Origin of the sequence: Pontibacter indicus, from assembly GCF_900156345.1 — a bacterium.
Classification (GTDB): Bacteria; Bacteroidota; Bacteroidia; order Cytophagales; family Hymenobacteraceae; genus Pontibacter; species Pontibacter indicus.
This window is the reverse complement of sequence record NZ_FTPP01000001.1, coordinates 893564-910766: the sequence shown is the minus strand read 5'-3', so window position 1 is coordinate 910766 and position 17203 is coordinate 893564. Positions and strand designations below refer to the sequence as shown.

The window sequence follows — 17203 nt, the reverse complement described above, 5'->3', positions numbered from 1 at the left end:
AAAATCACCTTTGCTGACAAGACCTTTAGTGCATAAAAACACCATAGCAAAATTGCTCCTCAACAATCTCAAGCAATGAAAATTCGAGCTTTCTCCTTCCTGCTGCTCAACTTCCTATTGATGAACAGCAAGGCCTATAGTCAGCCTACAGAAGAGATGGTACGCTTTCACATTGCTCCCCTGAACTTTTTGGACCCGATATCCGGCGTTCTGCAGGTTGGCGTGCAGAAGAATCTAAGTCAGCGGTTCGCTCTGTCGATGGACCATGGATTTAAATTGCAGACCTTTCGAAAGATCATGTCGGAAGGTGAAAGTGAGCGGAAGAATTATAAATATTCTAAAACCAAAGCGGAACTGAAGTACTTCATGAGCGACGCAGCATCAGAAGTACGATCATACATAGCGGTAGAGGGTATGTATTTTCCGCAGGAATATGAGAAGGAGCATGATTATCTGATAAAGAATGGTACCTCGTACAGGTATGAGTCTTCCCAGATTGATAGGACAGTCTGGACCACCAGTTTAAAGTATGGCGTGGAGGTGAAAGTCAACAACTTTGTGATCGACCCTTTCTTGGGCCTGGGCGTGCGACGGCTTTCTATTGAACACCAGCCCGTCGGTTTGTTAGAAGATGAATTGTATGCACCAACTGATCTCTGGTTCCCACCCATCGACCGGAAAGAAGGTGTCTTTTATCGGCCGCATGTAGCGATGGGCGTAAAGGTTGGATACGTAATAAAGTAATTTATCAAGCACCACTGACCACGCGCATCGGTTGCTTCGGCCTGCGCTACCCATTTACCATCCCTACACTCAACTTAGCCGAAAAGCCAAATGGCTCTAGGGCATGGCGCTTGACCTATACCTGAGCCAAGATGCAGGCGAGCTCCAGCACAGCATAGCACACATTCGCCACTTGCAGAAAATAAAGAAAGCGCAGTTTTTCAACTAGTCACAGCTACCATCACTTAACCTTACATGAGCAGGCACGCAGCATTTCCTTTTTGGTTCGATAATCACAATTGTGTGCTGGGCAATCGACTATTTGCAAACTACTGGCTGCATTTCCGTACAAAAGCCCGATAGTGTACGGAAGCTCTTCGGAGCTCTATTAATGCAGCAACTATGATCTACATTGTGATGGGAGTTACAGGAAGTGGCAAAACCACCGTCGGACAGAAACTTGCCGCCAGGCTCCGGCTCCCGTTTTACGATGCAGACGACTACCACCCCCGGCAGAGCATCGACAAGATGCGCCAGGGCATTCCCCTGAACGACCAGGACCGGGCACCCTGGCTGGCGCAATTAGCCAGCCTGATTCCTGCCTGGGAAGCTGCGGGAGGCGCCGTGCTCGCCTGCTCAGCCCTGAAAGAGGAATACCGCAAAACACTGCAAACGGTGCCCGATATCAGCTGGATCTACCTCGACGGTTCACGTGACACCATCCTGAAGCGGCTGCAGGCACGGCAGGCGCACTTTATGCCGCCTACCCTTCTGGAGTCGCAGTTAGAGGCGCTGGAGAAGCCTGCCTACGGCATACACGTCGACGTTTCCTTAGCTCCTGAGCAGATCATTCAGGAAGTCATCACAAAACTAGAGCATATGAATCCACAGTCAGAATTTGGCGTGATCGGGCTGGGCGTGATGGGCAAAAGCCTTGCCCTGAACCTAGCTAATCGTGGTGTGCGCGTCGCGATATACAACCGGCATGTGCCGGGCTCGGAAGAAGGTATAGCTGCGCGGGTTATTTCAGAAAACCCTTCCCTTTCCAAGTTAAAAGGATTCGACCAGTTGGAGGAATTTGTGCAGTCGCTGGAAAAGCCGCGCAAAATCCTGCTGATGATCTACGCCGGCGCGCTCGACGCCCAGCTCGAGGCACTTATACCTTTGCTGGAGCCAAGTGATGTGGTGATCGACGGTGGTAACTCTTATTACAAAGACACTGCCAGGCGTACAGCGCTGCTTTCCGGCAAGGGGCTGCACTTTGTGGGAACAGGAATATCGGGTGGTGAGGAAGGCGCCCGTAAAGGACCGTCCATCATGCCCGGGGGGCCGCGCGAAGGCTACGAACAGGTAGCGAACTACCTGGAGCTGATTGCGGCCCGGGACAGCAAGGGCAAGCCCTGCACAGCCTACATTGGACCTGACGGAGCCGGGCACTTTGTGAAGATGGTGCACAACGGCATTGAGTATGCTGAGATGCAGGCCCTGGCTGAAGTATACGCGCTCCTACGCCACCTGGCAGGTATAGCACCCGCTGACATTGCCGCTACATTAAAAGAGTGGCAGCAGATCGGACTGGGAAGTTACTTGCTTGAGATTACCATCGATATACTTCAAAAGAAAGAGGGCGATGAACTCTTGCTCGACAAAGTGCTGGACCAGGCCGAGCAGAAAGGTACCGGAGGCTGGTCAGCCGCTGCGGGCCTCGAGTACGGCGTGCCCTACGACACGCTTTCCGCTGCCGTAATGGCCCGGGCGCTTTCTGCCATGAAAAAAGAGAGGGTGAAAGCGGCCGCGCTATACCTGCAGCAGCCCGCCGACATCACAATTGATAAAAGCAGCTTTGTCCCCAACCTGAAAAGTGCATACGAGGCAACCCGCATCATCAACCACGACATTGGCTTTAACCTGATGCGGGAAGTTTCGGTGCAGCTAAACTGGAATCTCAACTTCAGCGAGATAGCCCGCATCTGGACCAACGGCTGCATCATTCGTTCTGAGTTGATGGAGGAACTGGCAACGATCTACAAACAGGAACAGCACCTGCTGCTGGCCCCTACCATCGTCGAGCGGATCCGCAATGCGCGGAAGGGTTTTGCTTCGGTGGTGTCAATAGGTTTGCAACAAGGTATACCGCTGCCGGTGCTGTCCGCTGCGCTAAATTACCTCCACGGGTATAGCACAGCAGACTCAGCCGCTAACCTGATCCAGGCGCAGCGAGACTATTTCGGAGCCCATACCTACCAGCGCAAGGACAAACCAACCGGTGTGTATTTTCATACAGACTGGAAAGGCTCTGATTGAGTTGATATATGTATGGTACACTAGATTCTTCGATTTAAGTGACTACAGATCCAAAATCTCATCTCGACAAAAGGAGAGATCTGAAGTATATTAGTAACTATCCAATACTTCAGATTTCTCCCTAATAGAGGGCCCTACTCCCAGCTCGAAATGACAAACAACTGCTTAAAATATGGCATTGGAGATGGTTCTGGCACAGCATCCGTGCACGATTAGGACAGGTCGCGACCTGTCCTACAAATACATTATCGTTCACCCCACTAATCACTCATTCACTAACACACTAAATTTCTCAATTCCCTTTCCCGCGCATCTGCTTTTCCATGGCGTCCCACATCTCCTGTGGTATCTGGTTGAAGCTGTTGAACTCGCCGGCGCCGTACAGCCATTCGCCTCCGTCGATCGTTACCACTTCGCCGTTCACGAACGAAGCGTAGTCTGACACCAGATAAGCGGCCAGGTTAGCCAGTTCCTGGTGCTCACCGAAACGACCGATAGGTATACGCTTCACCGGATCAAGTTTATCGGCCAGTTGTTTTGGGAACAGGCGTGTCCAGGCGCCTTCTGTCGGGAAAGGGCCGGGTGCGATGGCATTGGAGCGAATGCCGTATTTGGCCCACTCAGAAGCCAGAGAGCGGGTCATGGCCAGCACGCCGGCTTTGGCGCAGGCCGAGGGTACTACATAACCAGAGCCTGTCCAGGCATAGGTTGTCACGATGTTGAGGATGCTTCCCTCCTGCTTTTGCTCGATCCAATGTTTGCCCAGCGCCAGCGTACAGTTGTAGCTGCCCTTGAGTACAATGTCGGTGATGACGTCGAAGGCTTTGTGGCTGAGGCGCTCGGTCGGGCTCACAAAGTTGCCGGCTGCGTTGTTTACCAGCACATCCACCCTGCCGAATTTGTCGAGTGTGGCCTGCAGCATGGCCTCCACTTCGTTGTACTTGCGCACGTCGCACACAATGGGCAACACTTGCCCGCCGGTTTCCTGCATCAGTTCCTGGGCAGCTTGCTCGAGCACATCCTGCTTGCGGCTGCAGATCACGGCATTAGCGCCGAGCTCTAGAAAATATTTGGTCATGGAGCGGCCCAGGCCGGTGCCGCCGCCGGTCACCACTATGGTTTTGCCTTTCAGGGCACCTTCTTTCAACATTGGTTCTGCCTTCATCGTCTTATTTTGTATGTTTTAAGCTAACGTATATTAGTACGGGGTAGTAAGGTATAAGCGTGTTTAAAATTCGCTTCTGCTGGCAACGTTTGGTCCTAAAGGTTCTGATGTTGCAACTCGTGTATCACTTAGCAAGTCTGCTTAATATAAGCATCGGTATGAACAACTCACTTCAGGACAATCTGGAGTACTAGAAATGAATAATAAACATGTTCTAAATATAAGAACCTAAGGCGAGAATTAGAGTAAAAGAAGCATTCTTTTGCTGAAGCGATATAAAACTATGGACTTAAAAACAATTGAATCTGAACTGAAGGAAGCCACCGACGGATTGCTGATGATGAGCGAGACAGATGCTCCCTTTGAATTCTATCATGCCGAGAACTTTCGCGGCAAGCCACTGGATAAGGAAACGGTGCTGCAGCTGTCGGGCATGCCTGCTGATTATCCGTTTGAGGAAATGGAGCTGAGTTATTTTCTCCGTAACATGACCCAGGCCAGCCCGGAAGCGCACGATGATGCACGGCAGCAGGCCCGGCGCTTTCAGCACCTGGAACAGACACTGCTTCAACTCCTGCAGAACGTCAAGGTATTCCGCGTCGGCGAAACCCAGAAGTTGGTGTTCATACTGGGTCGAACCTCCGATGGTGAGATTGCCGGCCTTAAAACACTGGTTGTAGAAACCTGATCAAAAGCAAATCCCCGACTGCTGCAGCCAGGGATTTTTTAATCTAGTAGGTATAGCTATACCTTAGGAAGTCGGTCCATCATCGACTCGGGCCTCAATCACACGCTGTACTGTAGTTGATACATTAGAGAGGATGTCATAGCCTGTCTTGGCCTCGATCGCGTCTACCGTTGTGCGGTAAGTGGCCCAACTGGTACTGATGTTGTTGGAGTTCGGCGTGTCGATCGCGATGACACGGGTGCTGCTGGTCACCCGGTTCACATCATTATTTCCTTCCGGCAGCACCACGATCACCTTCCAGATACGGTTCGGCACCGTTATCTTGCCTCCTGCCAGGGTCTCTTTGAAGCCTGCGCTGCCAGTTCCTCCTTTGCCATACTGCCCCATGATAATGTAGAGCTCATTCCCCTGGCTCACCAGCTTGCGACAATAGTTCTCCAGGTTGGCCCAGGTCTGCTGGTTGTTATTGGGTGCCTGCGGAATCATATTTGACATCAGGAAGGTAGCCGAGTTGTCCTCAACAGTAAGGGTACGGTCCGCTGATGGCGCATTGTGGCCACGGTCAAAACCGCTGCCGGTATAGTCGGCCGGCGTGACGCGGTAAAAGGTTGCAGGCAGCGAGTTGTCTCCTCTGAAGTCATCCTGACGTGGAGCACTACCCAGCCAGGTGCTGCTCAGGTGCCAGCTCACCCAGTTTGGTGTGCCGCGGTAAGAGTTATAGGATAACGAGTACTGCGCTTTCTCGATCAGGTAGTTTGAGAAATCCGTAGCAGCCTCACTCGGATTGCCCATTGCCAGGTTGTCACCTTTGGGAGCAACCCCATCCTCCTGCGAACAGGATACAAATAACCACCCAACAAAGGCAAAATAGGTGAAGCGTTTCAAGTGCTTGAGCATGGTGTAAACTGTAATTGGGGCAGCAAAATTGTTATTCTATTTTGAAACGGACATTATGGCAATTTCATATTTTCATAAGTTTATATCTTCTCAAAGATCCGCTCAATTTTGAACCTAAAGCGCTGCCTGAGCAAAGGTAAAGCCTTGAGATTTATTTAGCGTTTGGAAGACAAGAATTGTAAGTCAGAAAGTGTGGGGCATACTTAGATATGATCTCGGAGCAGTTTGTTGGCTGCGATGATTCCGCTCAGGCAAACACCCACAATCCCCTGACCAGGGTAAACCGTATCGCCGCAGACGTAAGCACCTTTGTGATCGAGCCGGGCGTCTTTCATCTGCCAGGGTTTGATGTCGCAGTATTGCGGGTATCCGCCCACCATGCCGTAGGCCCGTTGTGTCCAGAAAATCCAGGCGCCGGGCGTGGCCGAGTCCAGGTATAGGATATCCTTCTTCTGCAATAATCCCAAAGCTTCCATCCGGCCGAGGATCGCTTCTTCCAGTTCCTTTTTGTCCTGAATCCGAAGTGCAGCCGGATCGGGCACGTGCGTGCTGATCGCTACCACCCGCTCTTCTTCCCCTGCCCTGCTCCTGTCGGCCGGGTGACTATAACTGACAAAGAAGCTTCTGCTGCCGATTAGCGGCAAACCTTTGGGCACGTGAACCTGGTGGTGCAGCACAGGTATAGCAGCCGCATTACGAAGTGCGATGGCCATGGTGAAAGCGCCATTCAGTTTTCGGGAAGGAAGTAGGTATGGCGCCAGTTTTTTCTTCACCTTTTCATCCTCAAACAGGCGGTAGGTATCATTGAGCGGAATGCCGCTGATCACGAACCGAGTACTAAAGCTTCCTGCCATGCAAGACACTTCATAACCATCTGCCTTCGATATAATCCTGTGCACGTTGTGCCGGTATAAAATGGTGCCGCCTTTTTCGTGCAGGTATTGCTCAATCGCACGGGCCAGTCCGATCATGCCACCCGGAACATAGTAGTTGCCGAACAAGGTATAGCAAAGGGCCGTGGCCCCGAAAAGCTCGTTTACCTCCTCCAGGTGGTTTTGTGCCGTGATCAGGAGTTGCTCGTTTACAAAGTCGGTGAACAGTTTGTTGTCTAGCAAACCGTAACGTGTCAGCATATCCTGCATGGTCCGGAAAGCGCCCGGCAATAGGGATAACTGATGCGGGCGCACCTGCAGCGCCGCTTGCCACAGGTCCTGCAGGTTGGAGAAAGGAAACGACTGCTGCTCCAGCGACGTGCGCCATACCTGCTGACTGATGCGATAACAGTGCTGCCAGAAAGGACGTTGCCCCTTCGCTCCGAACACCCGCTCGGCTTCTCTGATCCATTCCTCCAGATTAGCATAGCGGGTCAGCAACTGCCCATTCGGCAAATGCACCTGCATCGGGGTCGGAAGCTTAATCAAGGGTAGTTCTATACCTGTCTCGTCGAGCAGGTAACGTAGCGGCATGTGCTCGTCCAGACCGACCAGTGTGGTGGCCCCCGTCTCGAACCAGTAGCCTTTGCGTTTGTACGTTGAGGCGCAGCCACCGGGGTATTTGGCCTGTTCCAGCACAGCTACTTTTAGCCCTTGCTTGGCCAGCAAAGCTGCCGCCGAGAGCGAACCAAAACCCGAGCCGATCAGGATGACATCGTACTGCATGTTTGTCTTAATTTAGGCTTACCTTTGTCGCAAGAGACAACAATCGGGCTTACGGAATGTTACCCTTAAAAAACCAAAGCGATGCAAAAGAAAGCTGATATCAGTGTGATGGGCTGTGGCTGGCTCGGCCTTCCGCTTGCCGAAGGACTGGCTCGTTCCGGCCGACGGGTAAACGGCTCCACCACTTCAGAGCAAAAGCTGGACATGCTGGCCCAGGCAGGTATACGCCCCTTTCTGATCAACCTTTCTGATCCGGAATTGAACGAACAGACACTGGTGGAGTTTCTGCAGACGGATGTGCTCGTGCTCAACATTCCACCCAAGCTTCGCGCTGATGGAGGTGAAAGCTATCTGCAACAAATGGCCTTACTACACCGGGCGCTGCTGGCTTCGCCGGTCAGCCGGGTGCTTTTTGTTTCCTCCACCTCCGTATACCCGGAACTCAACCGCATTGTGACCGAAGAAGACACCAGCTTTACAGACGACCTTGATCCAGACAACGTGCTGTTGAAGGCTGAACGCTTGTTCCAGAACAGTGACAGCTGGGTTTGCTCGGTCGTGCGTTTTGGCGGTTTGGTGGGCGGCAACAGGCAACCTGGTCGCTTCCTGGCGGGCAAACGTGACCTGCCCAATGGCGATGCGCCTGTCAACATGATTCACTTGGAGGACTGCCTGAACATACTGGAGCGCATCATCTCGCAGGAAAAGTGGGGCCAGATATACAATGCTTGTGCTGACGAACACCCAACACGAAGGGAATTTTACGAAGCAGCCGCGACAGCCCTCGACCTGGAAGTCCCGAATTTCAAAGACATGGAAGAAACCCACTTTAAGCTCATCAGCAGTCAGAAATTGAAAGACGATCTGGCCTACGTCTTCACGCACCCCAATCCCATGGCATTCTTTTAATATCTTAACAAGAATTGCTGATTGTTAATTGCTAATTGTTAAATCAAACAGAGCAAACAATCAACAATTAACAATTCCATACATGAACATAATCGTGATAGGCGGCGGGGCGGCGGGCTATTTCGGGGCAATCGCCTGTGCGGAGGCAAACCCGAAGGCACAGGTGACCATCCTCGAGAAAAGCAGCAAACTGCTGTCGAAAGTGAAGGTATCGGGTGGTGGGCGCTGCAACGTCACGCACCATTGTTTTACCCCTACGGTTTTTGCGCAGCATTATCCGCGTGGCGCAAAGCAGTTAAAAGAGGCCTTCAAGGCCTTTGGAGCGGCAGAAACAGTGGCTTGGTTTGAGCAGCGCGGCGTGAAGCTGAAGGCTGAGCCTGACGGACGCATGTTCCCGGTAACGGACAACTCCCAAACCATCATTGACTGTCTGCAGCGTGAAGCGGCCCGAACCGGTGTAACGGTTAAAACAGGTATAGCCGTTGAGCGCATTGTACCCGTGCCGGAAAAGGGCGGCTATACCTTATACCTGAACAATGGCAAAGAGCTGCAGGCGGATCGGGTGCTGGTGAGCTCAGGAGGCAATCCCAAAAGCCATAACTATGACTGGCTGCGGGCACTGGGGCATTCGATTCAGGAGCCGGTCCCTTCCCTCTTTACTTTTAACGTGCCGGGCTCGCCACTCAAGGAGCTGCAGGGTGTTTCGGTACCACAGGCCCGTGTGCGTATAGCCGGGCACAAACTGGAGTACGAAGGGCCGCTGCTGATTACGCACTGGGGCTACAGCGGGCCGGCTGTGCTGAAGCTGTCGGCCTGGGGCGCCCGTCTCTTTCACGGCATGGGCTATCGCTTCACAGCCCTCGTCAGCTGGGTGCACGAACAGACCGAAGAAAGTCTGCGCGGGCACCTACAGGATTTCAGGCAGGCACACCCTAAGAAGGTTGTTACTTCTAACCCACTCTTTGGTCTGCCGCAGCGGCTCTGGAAAGCGCTCACAGGTATAGCAGGTATAAGCGAGGAGGTGAAATGGGCCGAACTGCCTGCCAAAAACACCAACAAACTGGTGGAGGCACTGCTGAGGATGCCGGTGGATGTAGATGGCAAAACCACTTTTAAAGAAGAGTTTGTGACCTGCGGGGGGCTGGACCTGAGTCAAATCAACATGAAAACGATGGAGAGCAGGCTGCATCCAGGACTCTATTTTGCTGGCGAAGTACTTGATATCGATGGCATTACGGGTGGATTTAACTTTCAGGCCGCCTGGACAACGGGTTATCTGGCGGGCCGGGCCATGGCTGCTCCCATATCTTAGTATAGCGGTATATCCATATTGGTAACAAAAACTGGTAGAATGCAGTACATCAGCATACAAAACCAAATAAAAAATATCACTATGGAAATTAATAAAGAAGTTTACTCAACCGTTCACCATCTGATTGAAAGATGCAAAGACGGCGTAAAAGGCTATAAAACGGCAGCTGAGGACGTAGAGGACCAGGATTTGAAAGACCTGTTCCGCAAATACGCCGTGCAGCGCGACAGCATGATCACAGAGCTGCAGGACCAGCTGCACCGAATGGGCAAGACCGACGATGAGTCCAGCTCTATCGAAGGCACCCTGCACCGCGCCTGGATCGATATCAAAGCCGCTCTATCTTCGAAGGACAGAAAGCGTATTTTGGAAGAGTGCGAGCGTGGAGAGGATTATGCGGTAAAAGCCTACGAAGAAGCCATGCAGAAAAATCTGCCAGGTGAGTTGAAGCCGATTGTGGCGCAGCAGTACCAGGACGTGAAGAATGCGCATGACCACATTCGTTCGCTGCGCGACAGTGCCTGATTGCTTGCTAGAGTTTAATATTACAAGAAAGGAGCCTTATAGCTCCTTTTTTTACGCCCTGCTCTGTCGCCTCAGGTATAGGCAGGTATAAAAGTAATAAGCCTGACATCCGTCTGATGTCAGGCTTATCAATTCTAACTGCGTAAAACAGTAGAATAATCTTCCAACCTTTTTATGATACCTTCTTTAACGGAAAGGTATAACCAAGGTTACACATTCGAGAGAATATTTTTAAAAACAAAAAGGCTGACGTTTCAAGTCAGCCTTTTCTAACAATCTGAAGCTTTTTACACTTCACTTTGTATATCTGTTTATACGCGGTGCCCGCAGACAGGTTTTGATTTTAGAATCTTTTTTTGCGGAATCCGCCACGGTCGCCACCGCTGCTGCGACGGTCACCGCCTCTGAAAGAGTCACGATCGCCACGGCCACCGAAACGGCTTCCACCGCCTCCGTACCCGCCGCCATCTCTGCGCGGTCCGCGGTCACGGTCGCCATAGCCACCACGGTCGCGGTCTCCGAAACCGCCGCCGCCGAAGCGTCTGCCTTTCTCACGATCGCTGAAACCGAAGTCTTCTTTGCCACCACCGGCCTCGCCTTCTTTCTTCTGCGATTTCTCTACGATCACCATGCGTCCGTCCACTTCGATGCGGCCTACTTTCTGCAGAATGTCCGCTGTGTATTCGGTTGGCACCTCCACAAAGCTAAACTTGTCGTACAGGTCGATGTCGCCTACTTTAGAAGCAGGTATGTCAGCGTTCTGGCTCAGCAGGTCGATCAGGTCTTTCGGATGCACGCGGTCCTTCTTACCAATGGTGATGAACAGACGGTCGAAACCAGCTTTCGGGCCACCCATGCCTTTTTCCGCTTCTTTGCCAGCTTCTTTTGTTTTGGCTTCTTTCAAGCTCATTTTAAGAAGGGCAGCAGCTACTTCAAGTGAGGTATACTCCTCGTTTACCAGCTTCTCAATGCTAGAGATGTGCTTATTAAGGTTTCCTTTCTCCAGTACTTCGCGTACCTTATCCAGGAACAGGTTCGTGCGGATTTCATTTACGTCCTCGTAAGTAGGTACCTGCTGCAACTGGATATTGGCTTTGGTATAGCGCATGATATCCTTCAGCTTGTACATGTCAGAGCGGCCGGACACGAAAGAGAACGCACGGCCAGACTTACCGGCACGGCCCGTACGACCAATGCGGTGTACGTAAGACTCCTCGTCCTGCGGCAGGTCGTAGTTGAACACCGCCTCCACATTATCCACGTCCAGACCACGGGCGGCTACGTCTGTGGCCACCAGGATCTCCAGCATGCCGTTACGGAACTTGCCCATCACGTTAGAGCGCTGGTTCTGGTTCAGGTCACCGTGCAGACCATCGGCAAAGTAGCCGCGTGCCTGCAGGTTGGTTACCAATTCATCCACCATACGCTTGGTATTGCAGAAGATGATCACCGACTTCATGTTGTGCATGTCGAGGATGCGGGAAAGCACTTCCTGCTTCATGGAGTTGCGCACTTCGAAATATACCTGATCGATGTTGGTAACGGTCAGCTCCTTATGCACCACTTTCACGATCACCGGGTCGTTCTGGTAGCGCTTGGTCAGCTCCATGATCGGCTTAGACATCGTGGCCGAGAAGAAGATCGTCTGGCGCTCCTCCGGCATTTTGCTCAGCACAAACTCGATGTCTTCACGGAAGCCCATGTCGAGCATTTCATCGGCCTCATCCAGGATGATCTTTTTGATCTTGTCCAGCTTCAGAGTTCCGCGCTCGATGTGGTCCATCACACGACCCGGCGTACCGATCACGATCTGCACGCCTTGCTTCAGGGCACGCAGCTGACGGTCATAGGCCTGGCCACCGTAGATCGGCACGATGCTGATGCCTGGCTTGTACTTAATAAGTTTTTGGATTTCTCCGGCTACCTGAATAGCCAGTTCGCGCGTTGGGCACAGGATAAGGGCCTGCACACTGCGGTCGTTGTCATCGATGCTCTCGATGGTAGGTATACCAAAGGCAGCCGTCTTGCCCGTACCCGTCTGGGCCTGGCCAATAATGTCGCGTCCTTCTAATACTACCGGGATTGCCTCTGTTTGGATGGGAGATGCTTCTTCGAAGCCCATGTCAGCGATAGCACGCTGTACTTCCGGCGAAAGCGGAAGCTCGTCAAATCTGATTTTGTTCATTCTGATAATAATAACTTTTTACACTTCATCTGGAGACAGCCTGTCCATAAACCCATCTTTACGAAAAAGAGGTCCGACAAGAAAAAAAATCAACCAGGTTATGCTTCAAAAAGCGGTGTAGCCAGTTTTACTTAAATCAGACTGATTCCAAATCGGGTGCAAAGGTACGCAGAATAAATGAAACCATTGTCATACGATCTAATTTATTCTTAAACAGCCTTCTATACACATCCCTGCATTATTCTACCAAAAAATTGTTCTAAAAAATGGTGAACGATTATATTTATTTCAAATTCTTTTTTATTTTGCGTTAAAATATTGCAAATAAATATTAAAATAAGAAACACACGTTTCATTTGCCCGTAAATTGACTACGTTCACCCTTAAAATCAAGCTGTTAACTATTATTAAAGTTTTTCATTGGTAGATCCAATATTTAGCTCGTAGTTTAGTGTATTACTGGATCAAAATCAGTCCAATTTTAACTAACATTTTATTGGCTTGAATTTAATGACCGAATTTTCCGGTTTACAGATTCGGTTTTATTGCCTCCGCCCCACTTTTCTGCTTGAAAGCAAAAATTGAAAGATAAAAATCCTAAGAAAGACATTTTTACAATTAAAAATAGCATTGATCTTTAACCCTTTAATCCTTTCTAATTATGTTACACTTCTCCAAAATCACAGCTAAAAGCAAGGACTTTCATTTAATCGCCTCAGGCGCACTGGCCTTTAAGATCCACAACAAGATCCTGAAGGACGAAGACTTTATGAAGGGTGCCAAGGTCTCACGCAATCTGCTCCCCAATAACGCGGTTATCAAGTCCGACAAAAGCGAGGCGAAAGTGTTCTTTGTGATCATCTCGGACCTGGACAAGATGAATGCCTCCAACTTGTGTAACATGATTGCGAAGGAGCGTGCCAAGGGTAGCTATGCCGTGTGCCAGGTAATTCCGATGTATTACAACGAGCCATCGTTTAAGGCGCTCAAGATGCTGCGCCAGAATTTCGACGAAGTGATCGAGCTGAACAAGTTGACACTGGGCGGCGGTAAGGCGCTGATGAGCACCGAACAGCAACACTGCATCATCACGGATTACTCGATCTCGATGGCCCGCATCGTGCGAAACGTGTGTGTGAATGACCATGCACAGGTGAAGGAAAAAGAGGAGAAGAAAGGGCAGATCGTATACGCATAACCCTTTACTCAGAATAGAAAGGCAACAGGCTCCTTCGCGCAGGCGGGGGAGCTTTTTGTATTTTAGGTCCTGACCGACAAACACTTGCTGCGGGCTGTCATTATTTTAAAGCCCGGCTCTGGCATAAGCCACGCCGTCCATGTATCTTTAGAATCCCTTTTAATTCGCCCGCTATGTCGCCAAACTTCAAGATACTCTCTTCCTCAGCAGGTTCCGGAAAAACCTATACCCTGACAAAAGAATACCTGAAACTCGCGCTGCATACTTCCGACCCGGATTACTACCGCTCTATCCTGGCCATTACGTTTACAAACGATGCGGCCGCTGAGATGAAGGAGCGCATACTGGGGGCACTGCGTAACTTCAACGACCCCAATCTGAGCGAGGGAGAACGGGAGAAAAGCGAAGACCTGCTCGACAAGATCGTAGACGAGCTGCTGCAGCGTTACCCGGGCGAAAGCTTTGACAAAGAGCAGATCAGACAGCGGGCGGGTCGTCTGTTTACACAGATACTATATAATTACAGTGACTTTTCTGTCAGCACCATCGACAGCTTTGTGAACAAGATCGTGCAGGCTTTTACGAAGGAACTCAACATACCCTATAACTTTGAGGTGGACCTGGACTCGCAGACACTGGTGACCACCGCCGTGCAACTGCTGCTGGACAAGGTAAGCAACCGCAAAGACGACCTGCTTTCGGAAACGCTGGAGCACTACGCGTTGGAGAAAGCCCGTGAAGGACGCAGCTGGAACACGCTGGCCGATGACCTGGCCGACTTTGCCAAAAACCTGCTGAACGAGCAGGTATACGAAGCAGTGACGGACCTGCAGAGCCTGACGCTGGAAGATTTCCGGGAGATACGGCAACAACTCAAAACCCTGCAGGAAGGTATACTGGCCGCCCTGCAGGAAGATGCTGGCAAAGCACTCCAGGCCATCGAGCAGGCAGGCCTCGCTCCTGCTGACTTCTACCAGGGAGCACGCGGTCTTTATGGTTATTTCAGCAAATTCAACCGCGAAGCCGACCTGACCTACGCCAACAACTACGCCCGCCAAACGGTGGAGGAAGACAAATGGTATGCTGGCAAAGCCTCATCGGCCACCAAAACTCAGATCGACGGCATAAGGCAGCTGCTGACAGACCTCTATTATAACATAGAGTCAATCAAGGAGCAATATGCGGGTACCTTTACCCTGATCTCGGCGGTAGTGCCCCACTTATATAAGGTGTCGGTGCTGAACGAGCTGGAGAAATGCCTGCAGGAAATTAAGCTGGACCGTAACACGGTGCATATTTCGGAGTTCAATAAGCGCATCATCGATATTGTTCTCAAAGAACCGGTGCCTTTCATCTATGAGCGACTGGGCGAGAAGTACAACCACATTCTGATCGATGAGTTTCAGGACACCTCGGTGCTGCAGTGGAACAACCTGCTGCCGCTCGTGGACAATGCGTTGGCTTCGGGGCACTTCAGCATGGTGGTGGGCGATGCCAAGCAGGCTATTTACCGCTGGCGCGGCGGGGAGATGGAACAGATTCTGCACCTCTATAAGAACAACACGCACCTGCTTTACGAGAACAGGCGCCACGGCCACATGATACGGGAGCGCTACGAATCGGTGCGGGAGAACCTGGCGCCTGATGTGCTGCAGCAGAACTTCCGCAGCCGCCGCGAGATCATCGAGTTCAACAACAAGCTTTTTACCTACTTTAGTGAGCAACACAAGTTATACGGCACCTTCACCTCTATTTACGACGAAGATTTTGTGCAGGAAGCGCCTGCATCGGGCAAAACGGGCGGGCATGTGCAGATCATGTTCACCTACCCCGATGATCTGAACTACAAATACGACCTGAGCTGCTGCGTTCGCTCGGAATCGCTTTATGACAACTATACACATGAGCAGGAACTGAGCTACGATGCCAGTACCCTAAACATGGTGCTCGAGCTAGTGCGGCAGGGCGAGGCCGATGGCTATACCTTAAAAGACATGGCCGTGCTGTGCCGTACCAATGCCAAAAGCAAACTGATCGCTAATTTCTTAAAGGAGAAGCAGTACGACATCATATCGCAGGATTCGCTGTCGCTACAGTTTGCCGAGGTGATCAACCTGATCATCGCCATGTTCCGGGTATTCAACCGCCCGAACGATACGCTGGCAAAATCCGAAGCGCTCTACCTGATCCATACCGTAACCACTGGTCGGGTGCCTACGACAGAACTTGCGCAGACGATTGCCAGAATTTCTAACCAAACGGACAGGCAGCTGTTCTTCGATTACCTGCGCGAGGTGGGCTATGATGTGAAAGAGCGGGAAACGGGCAACCTGTCGATTTACGAGCTGACCGAACAGCTAATCCGCATCTTTAATCTGCTGGGGCATAACAACGAGTGCGAGTACCTGTTCCGATTTCTGGACCTGGTGCTGGAGTATAGCCTCAAGAACAGCAACAACCTGAACAATTTCCTGGCTTACTGGGACGTGCAGAAAGAAAAGCTAAGCATTAATACGCCAAAAGACCGCAACGCCATCACGATCACCAGTATTCACAAAGCCAAAGGCCTCGCCTACCCGATCGTGATCGTTCCGTTCGCCGACTGGAGTACTGAGCCGCAGACACACGCCCTCATGTGGAGCCGCCTGTCGGACAACAACAAAGTAATGGGCAAGCTGCGCAGCGTGGCCGTGAACATTAGCGCCCGCCTGGAACACACGGAGCTGGCCAAGCAATACAACACCGAGATCGAGAAAACCTTTATCGAAAACCTGAACATGCTGTACGTGGCGCTCACCCGCCCGAAAGACCGGCTATACCTGATCGGCAACGGGAAAGACTTGCTCGAAGAACGAAAGGCCCTGAAAGCGTTGGAAGGAACTGCCAAAAATGTGAGCCACTTGCTACACCGCTACCTGGTGGCGGAAAACCTTTGGGAACCCGGCAAGCTGTGCTATCAGGTTTACGCGGGTGAGGCCCGGAAACAGAATAGCGGCAGCCAAGAGATAGGACCTGCTTATGCCCTGGATTTTCTGCAGACCAACGACTGGGCACAGCGGCTTCAGCTCAAGCAGCATGCCAACAACGTGTTCGATTTCGAGACGCAAACCGAACAGCGCATCCAGAACAAAAAACTGCACTATGCACTTTCCCGCATTCTCACCGCCGCACAGCTCGACGATGTGCTGCGCCAAATGGTGTATCAGGGCATCATCAGCGACCGCGAAAAGCTTTCGCTGAAAGAGCGCTTGCTGGAGGTGGTAAATCACCCGAAGATCAGCCATTATTTTTCCGAAGCTGTCATTGTGGAGCACGAAAAGGAACTGCTCGATGCCCGCGCCTACCTCTACAAACCCGACCGGGTGGTGTTCGACGGGGACCAGGTGGTGCTGATGGAATTTAAACTGCCACCTCCGCTGGAGGAGCACCGCAACAAGCTCGACCATTATGCGGTGCGCTTCAAGCAGTTGGGCTACGAAAAAGTAAAATGCCTCCTTTACTACTTTGATACCGAAGAACTTTACGAGTGGTCATATGGTGGCAAAAGCCAGCAGATAGGACTGGCGCTATAATAATGGTGAATGGGTAATGAAGAATGAATGATTCTTCTTGCGGCATCAATCGAGGTAACAATTAATA

General features: G+C 51.3%; 12 protein-coding genes. 8 read left to right on the top strand and 4 right to left on the bottom strand.

Annotated elements, in window-relative coordinates; translation table 11 throughout:
* The first annotated feature begins 75 nt into the window (after positions 1–75).
* Positions 76–744 (top strand): hypothetical protein, encoded by a 669-nt coding sequence (locus B0B12_RS03910; RefSeq protein WP_076666163.1) that lies wholly within the window; start codon positions 76–78, stop codon positions 742–744.
* A gap of 381 nt (positions 745–1125) precedes the next feature.
* Positions 1126–3027: an NADP-dependent phosphogluconate dehydrogenase gene (gene gndA / locus B0B12_RS03905; RefSeq protein WP_076666162.1), complete on the top strand. Its 1902-nt coding sequence runs from the start codon at positions 1126–1128 to the stop codon at positions 3025–3027.
* A 292-nt stretch (positions 3028–3319) separates the two neighbouring features.
* Here the strand turns inward: gndA and B0B12_RS03900 are convergent, their stop codons facing one another.
* Positions 3320–4192, bottom strand: a complete 873-nt coding sequence (locus tag B0B12_RS03900; protein ID WP_076666161.1) for an SDR family oxidoreductase — start codon at positions 4190–4192, stop codon at positions 3320–3322.
* Between the two features lie 283 nt (positions 4193–4475).
* On the opposite strand from B0B12_RS03900, the gene B0B12_RS03895 reads away from it, so the two are divergent.
* On the top strand, positions 4476–4880 hold the full coding sequence (locus B0B12_RS03895) for a nuclease A inhibitor family protein (RefSeq protein ID WP_076666160.1): 405 nt from the start codon (positions 4476–4478) through the stop codon (positions 4878–4880).
* A 63-nt stretch (positions 4881–4943) separates the two neighbouring features.
* Here the strand turns inward: B0B12_RS03895 and B0B12_RS03890 are convergent, their stop codons facing one another.
* Both B0B12_RS03890 and B0B12_RS03885 read right to left on the bottom strand, forming a co-directional pair.
* Positions 4944–5777, bottom strand: a complete 834-nt coding sequence (locus tag B0B12_RS03890) for a DNA/RNA non-specific endonuclease (protein ID WP_076666159.1) — start codon at positions 5775–5777, stop codon at positions 4944–4946.
* A gap of 203 nt (positions 5778–5980) precedes the next feature.
* Complete coding sequence (locus tag B0B12_RS03885) at positions 5981–7435, bottom strand: phytoene desaturase family protein (protein ID WP_076666158.1); 1455 nt, start codon at positions 7433–7435, stop codon at positions 5981–5983.
* An 81-nt stretch (positions 7436–7516) separates the two neighbouring features.
* Between B0B12_RS03885 and B0B12_RS03880 the strand changes: the two genes are divergently transcribed.
* The 3 genes from B0B12_RS03880 (at position 7517) to B0B12_RS03870 (ending at position 10181) form a co-directional block, all read left to right on the top strand.
* Complete coding sequence (locus B0B12_RS03880; protein WP_076666157.1) at positions 7517–8344, top strand: SDR family oxidoreductase; 828 nt, start codon at positions 7517–7519, stop codon at positions 8342–8344.
* An 82-nt stretch (positions 8345–8426) separates the two neighbouring features.
* The gene (locus B0B12_RS03875) at positions 8427–9656 is read left to right on the top strand and encodes a BaiN/RdsA family NAD(P)/FAD-dependent oxidoreductase (RefSeq protein WP_076666156.1); all 1230 of its coding nucleotides are present in this window, start codon (positions 8427–8429) and stop codon (positions 9654–9656) included.
* An 81-nt stretch (positions 9657–9737) separates the two neighbouring features.
* On the top strand, positions 9738–10181 hold the full coding sequence (locus B0B12_RS03870; protein WP_076667649.1) for a ferritin-like domain-containing protein: 444 nt from the start codon (positions 9738–9740) through the stop codon (positions 10179–10181).
* Positions 10182–10524: 343 nt separating this feature from the next.
* Here the strand turns inward: B0B12_RS03870 and B0B12_RS03865 are convergent, their stop codons facing one another.
* Positions 10525–12366: a DEAD/DEAH box helicase gene (locus B0B12_RS03865; protein WP_076666155.1), complete on the bottom strand. Its 1842-nt coding sequence runs from the start codon at positions 12364–12366 to the stop codon at positions 10525–10527.
* 661 nt (positions 12367–13027) lie between these two features.
* On the opposite strand from B0B12_RS03865, the gene B0B12_RS03860 reads away from it, so the two are divergent.
* Both B0B12_RS03860 and B0B12_RS03855 read left to right on the top strand, forming a co-directional pair.
* Positions 13028–13564: a hypothetical protein gene (locus tag B0B12_RS03860; protein WP_076666154.1), complete on the top strand. Its 537-nt coding sequence runs from the start codon at positions 13028–13030 to the stop codon at positions 13562–13564.
* A 173-nt stretch (positions 13565–13737) separates the two neighbouring features.
* A complete protein-coding gene (locus B0B12_RS03855; protein ID WP_076666153.1) occupies positions 13738–17136 on the top strand; it encodes a UvrD-helicase domain-containing protein in 3399 nt (1132 codons plus the stop codon).
* Positions 17137–17203: the final 67 nt, after the last annotated feature.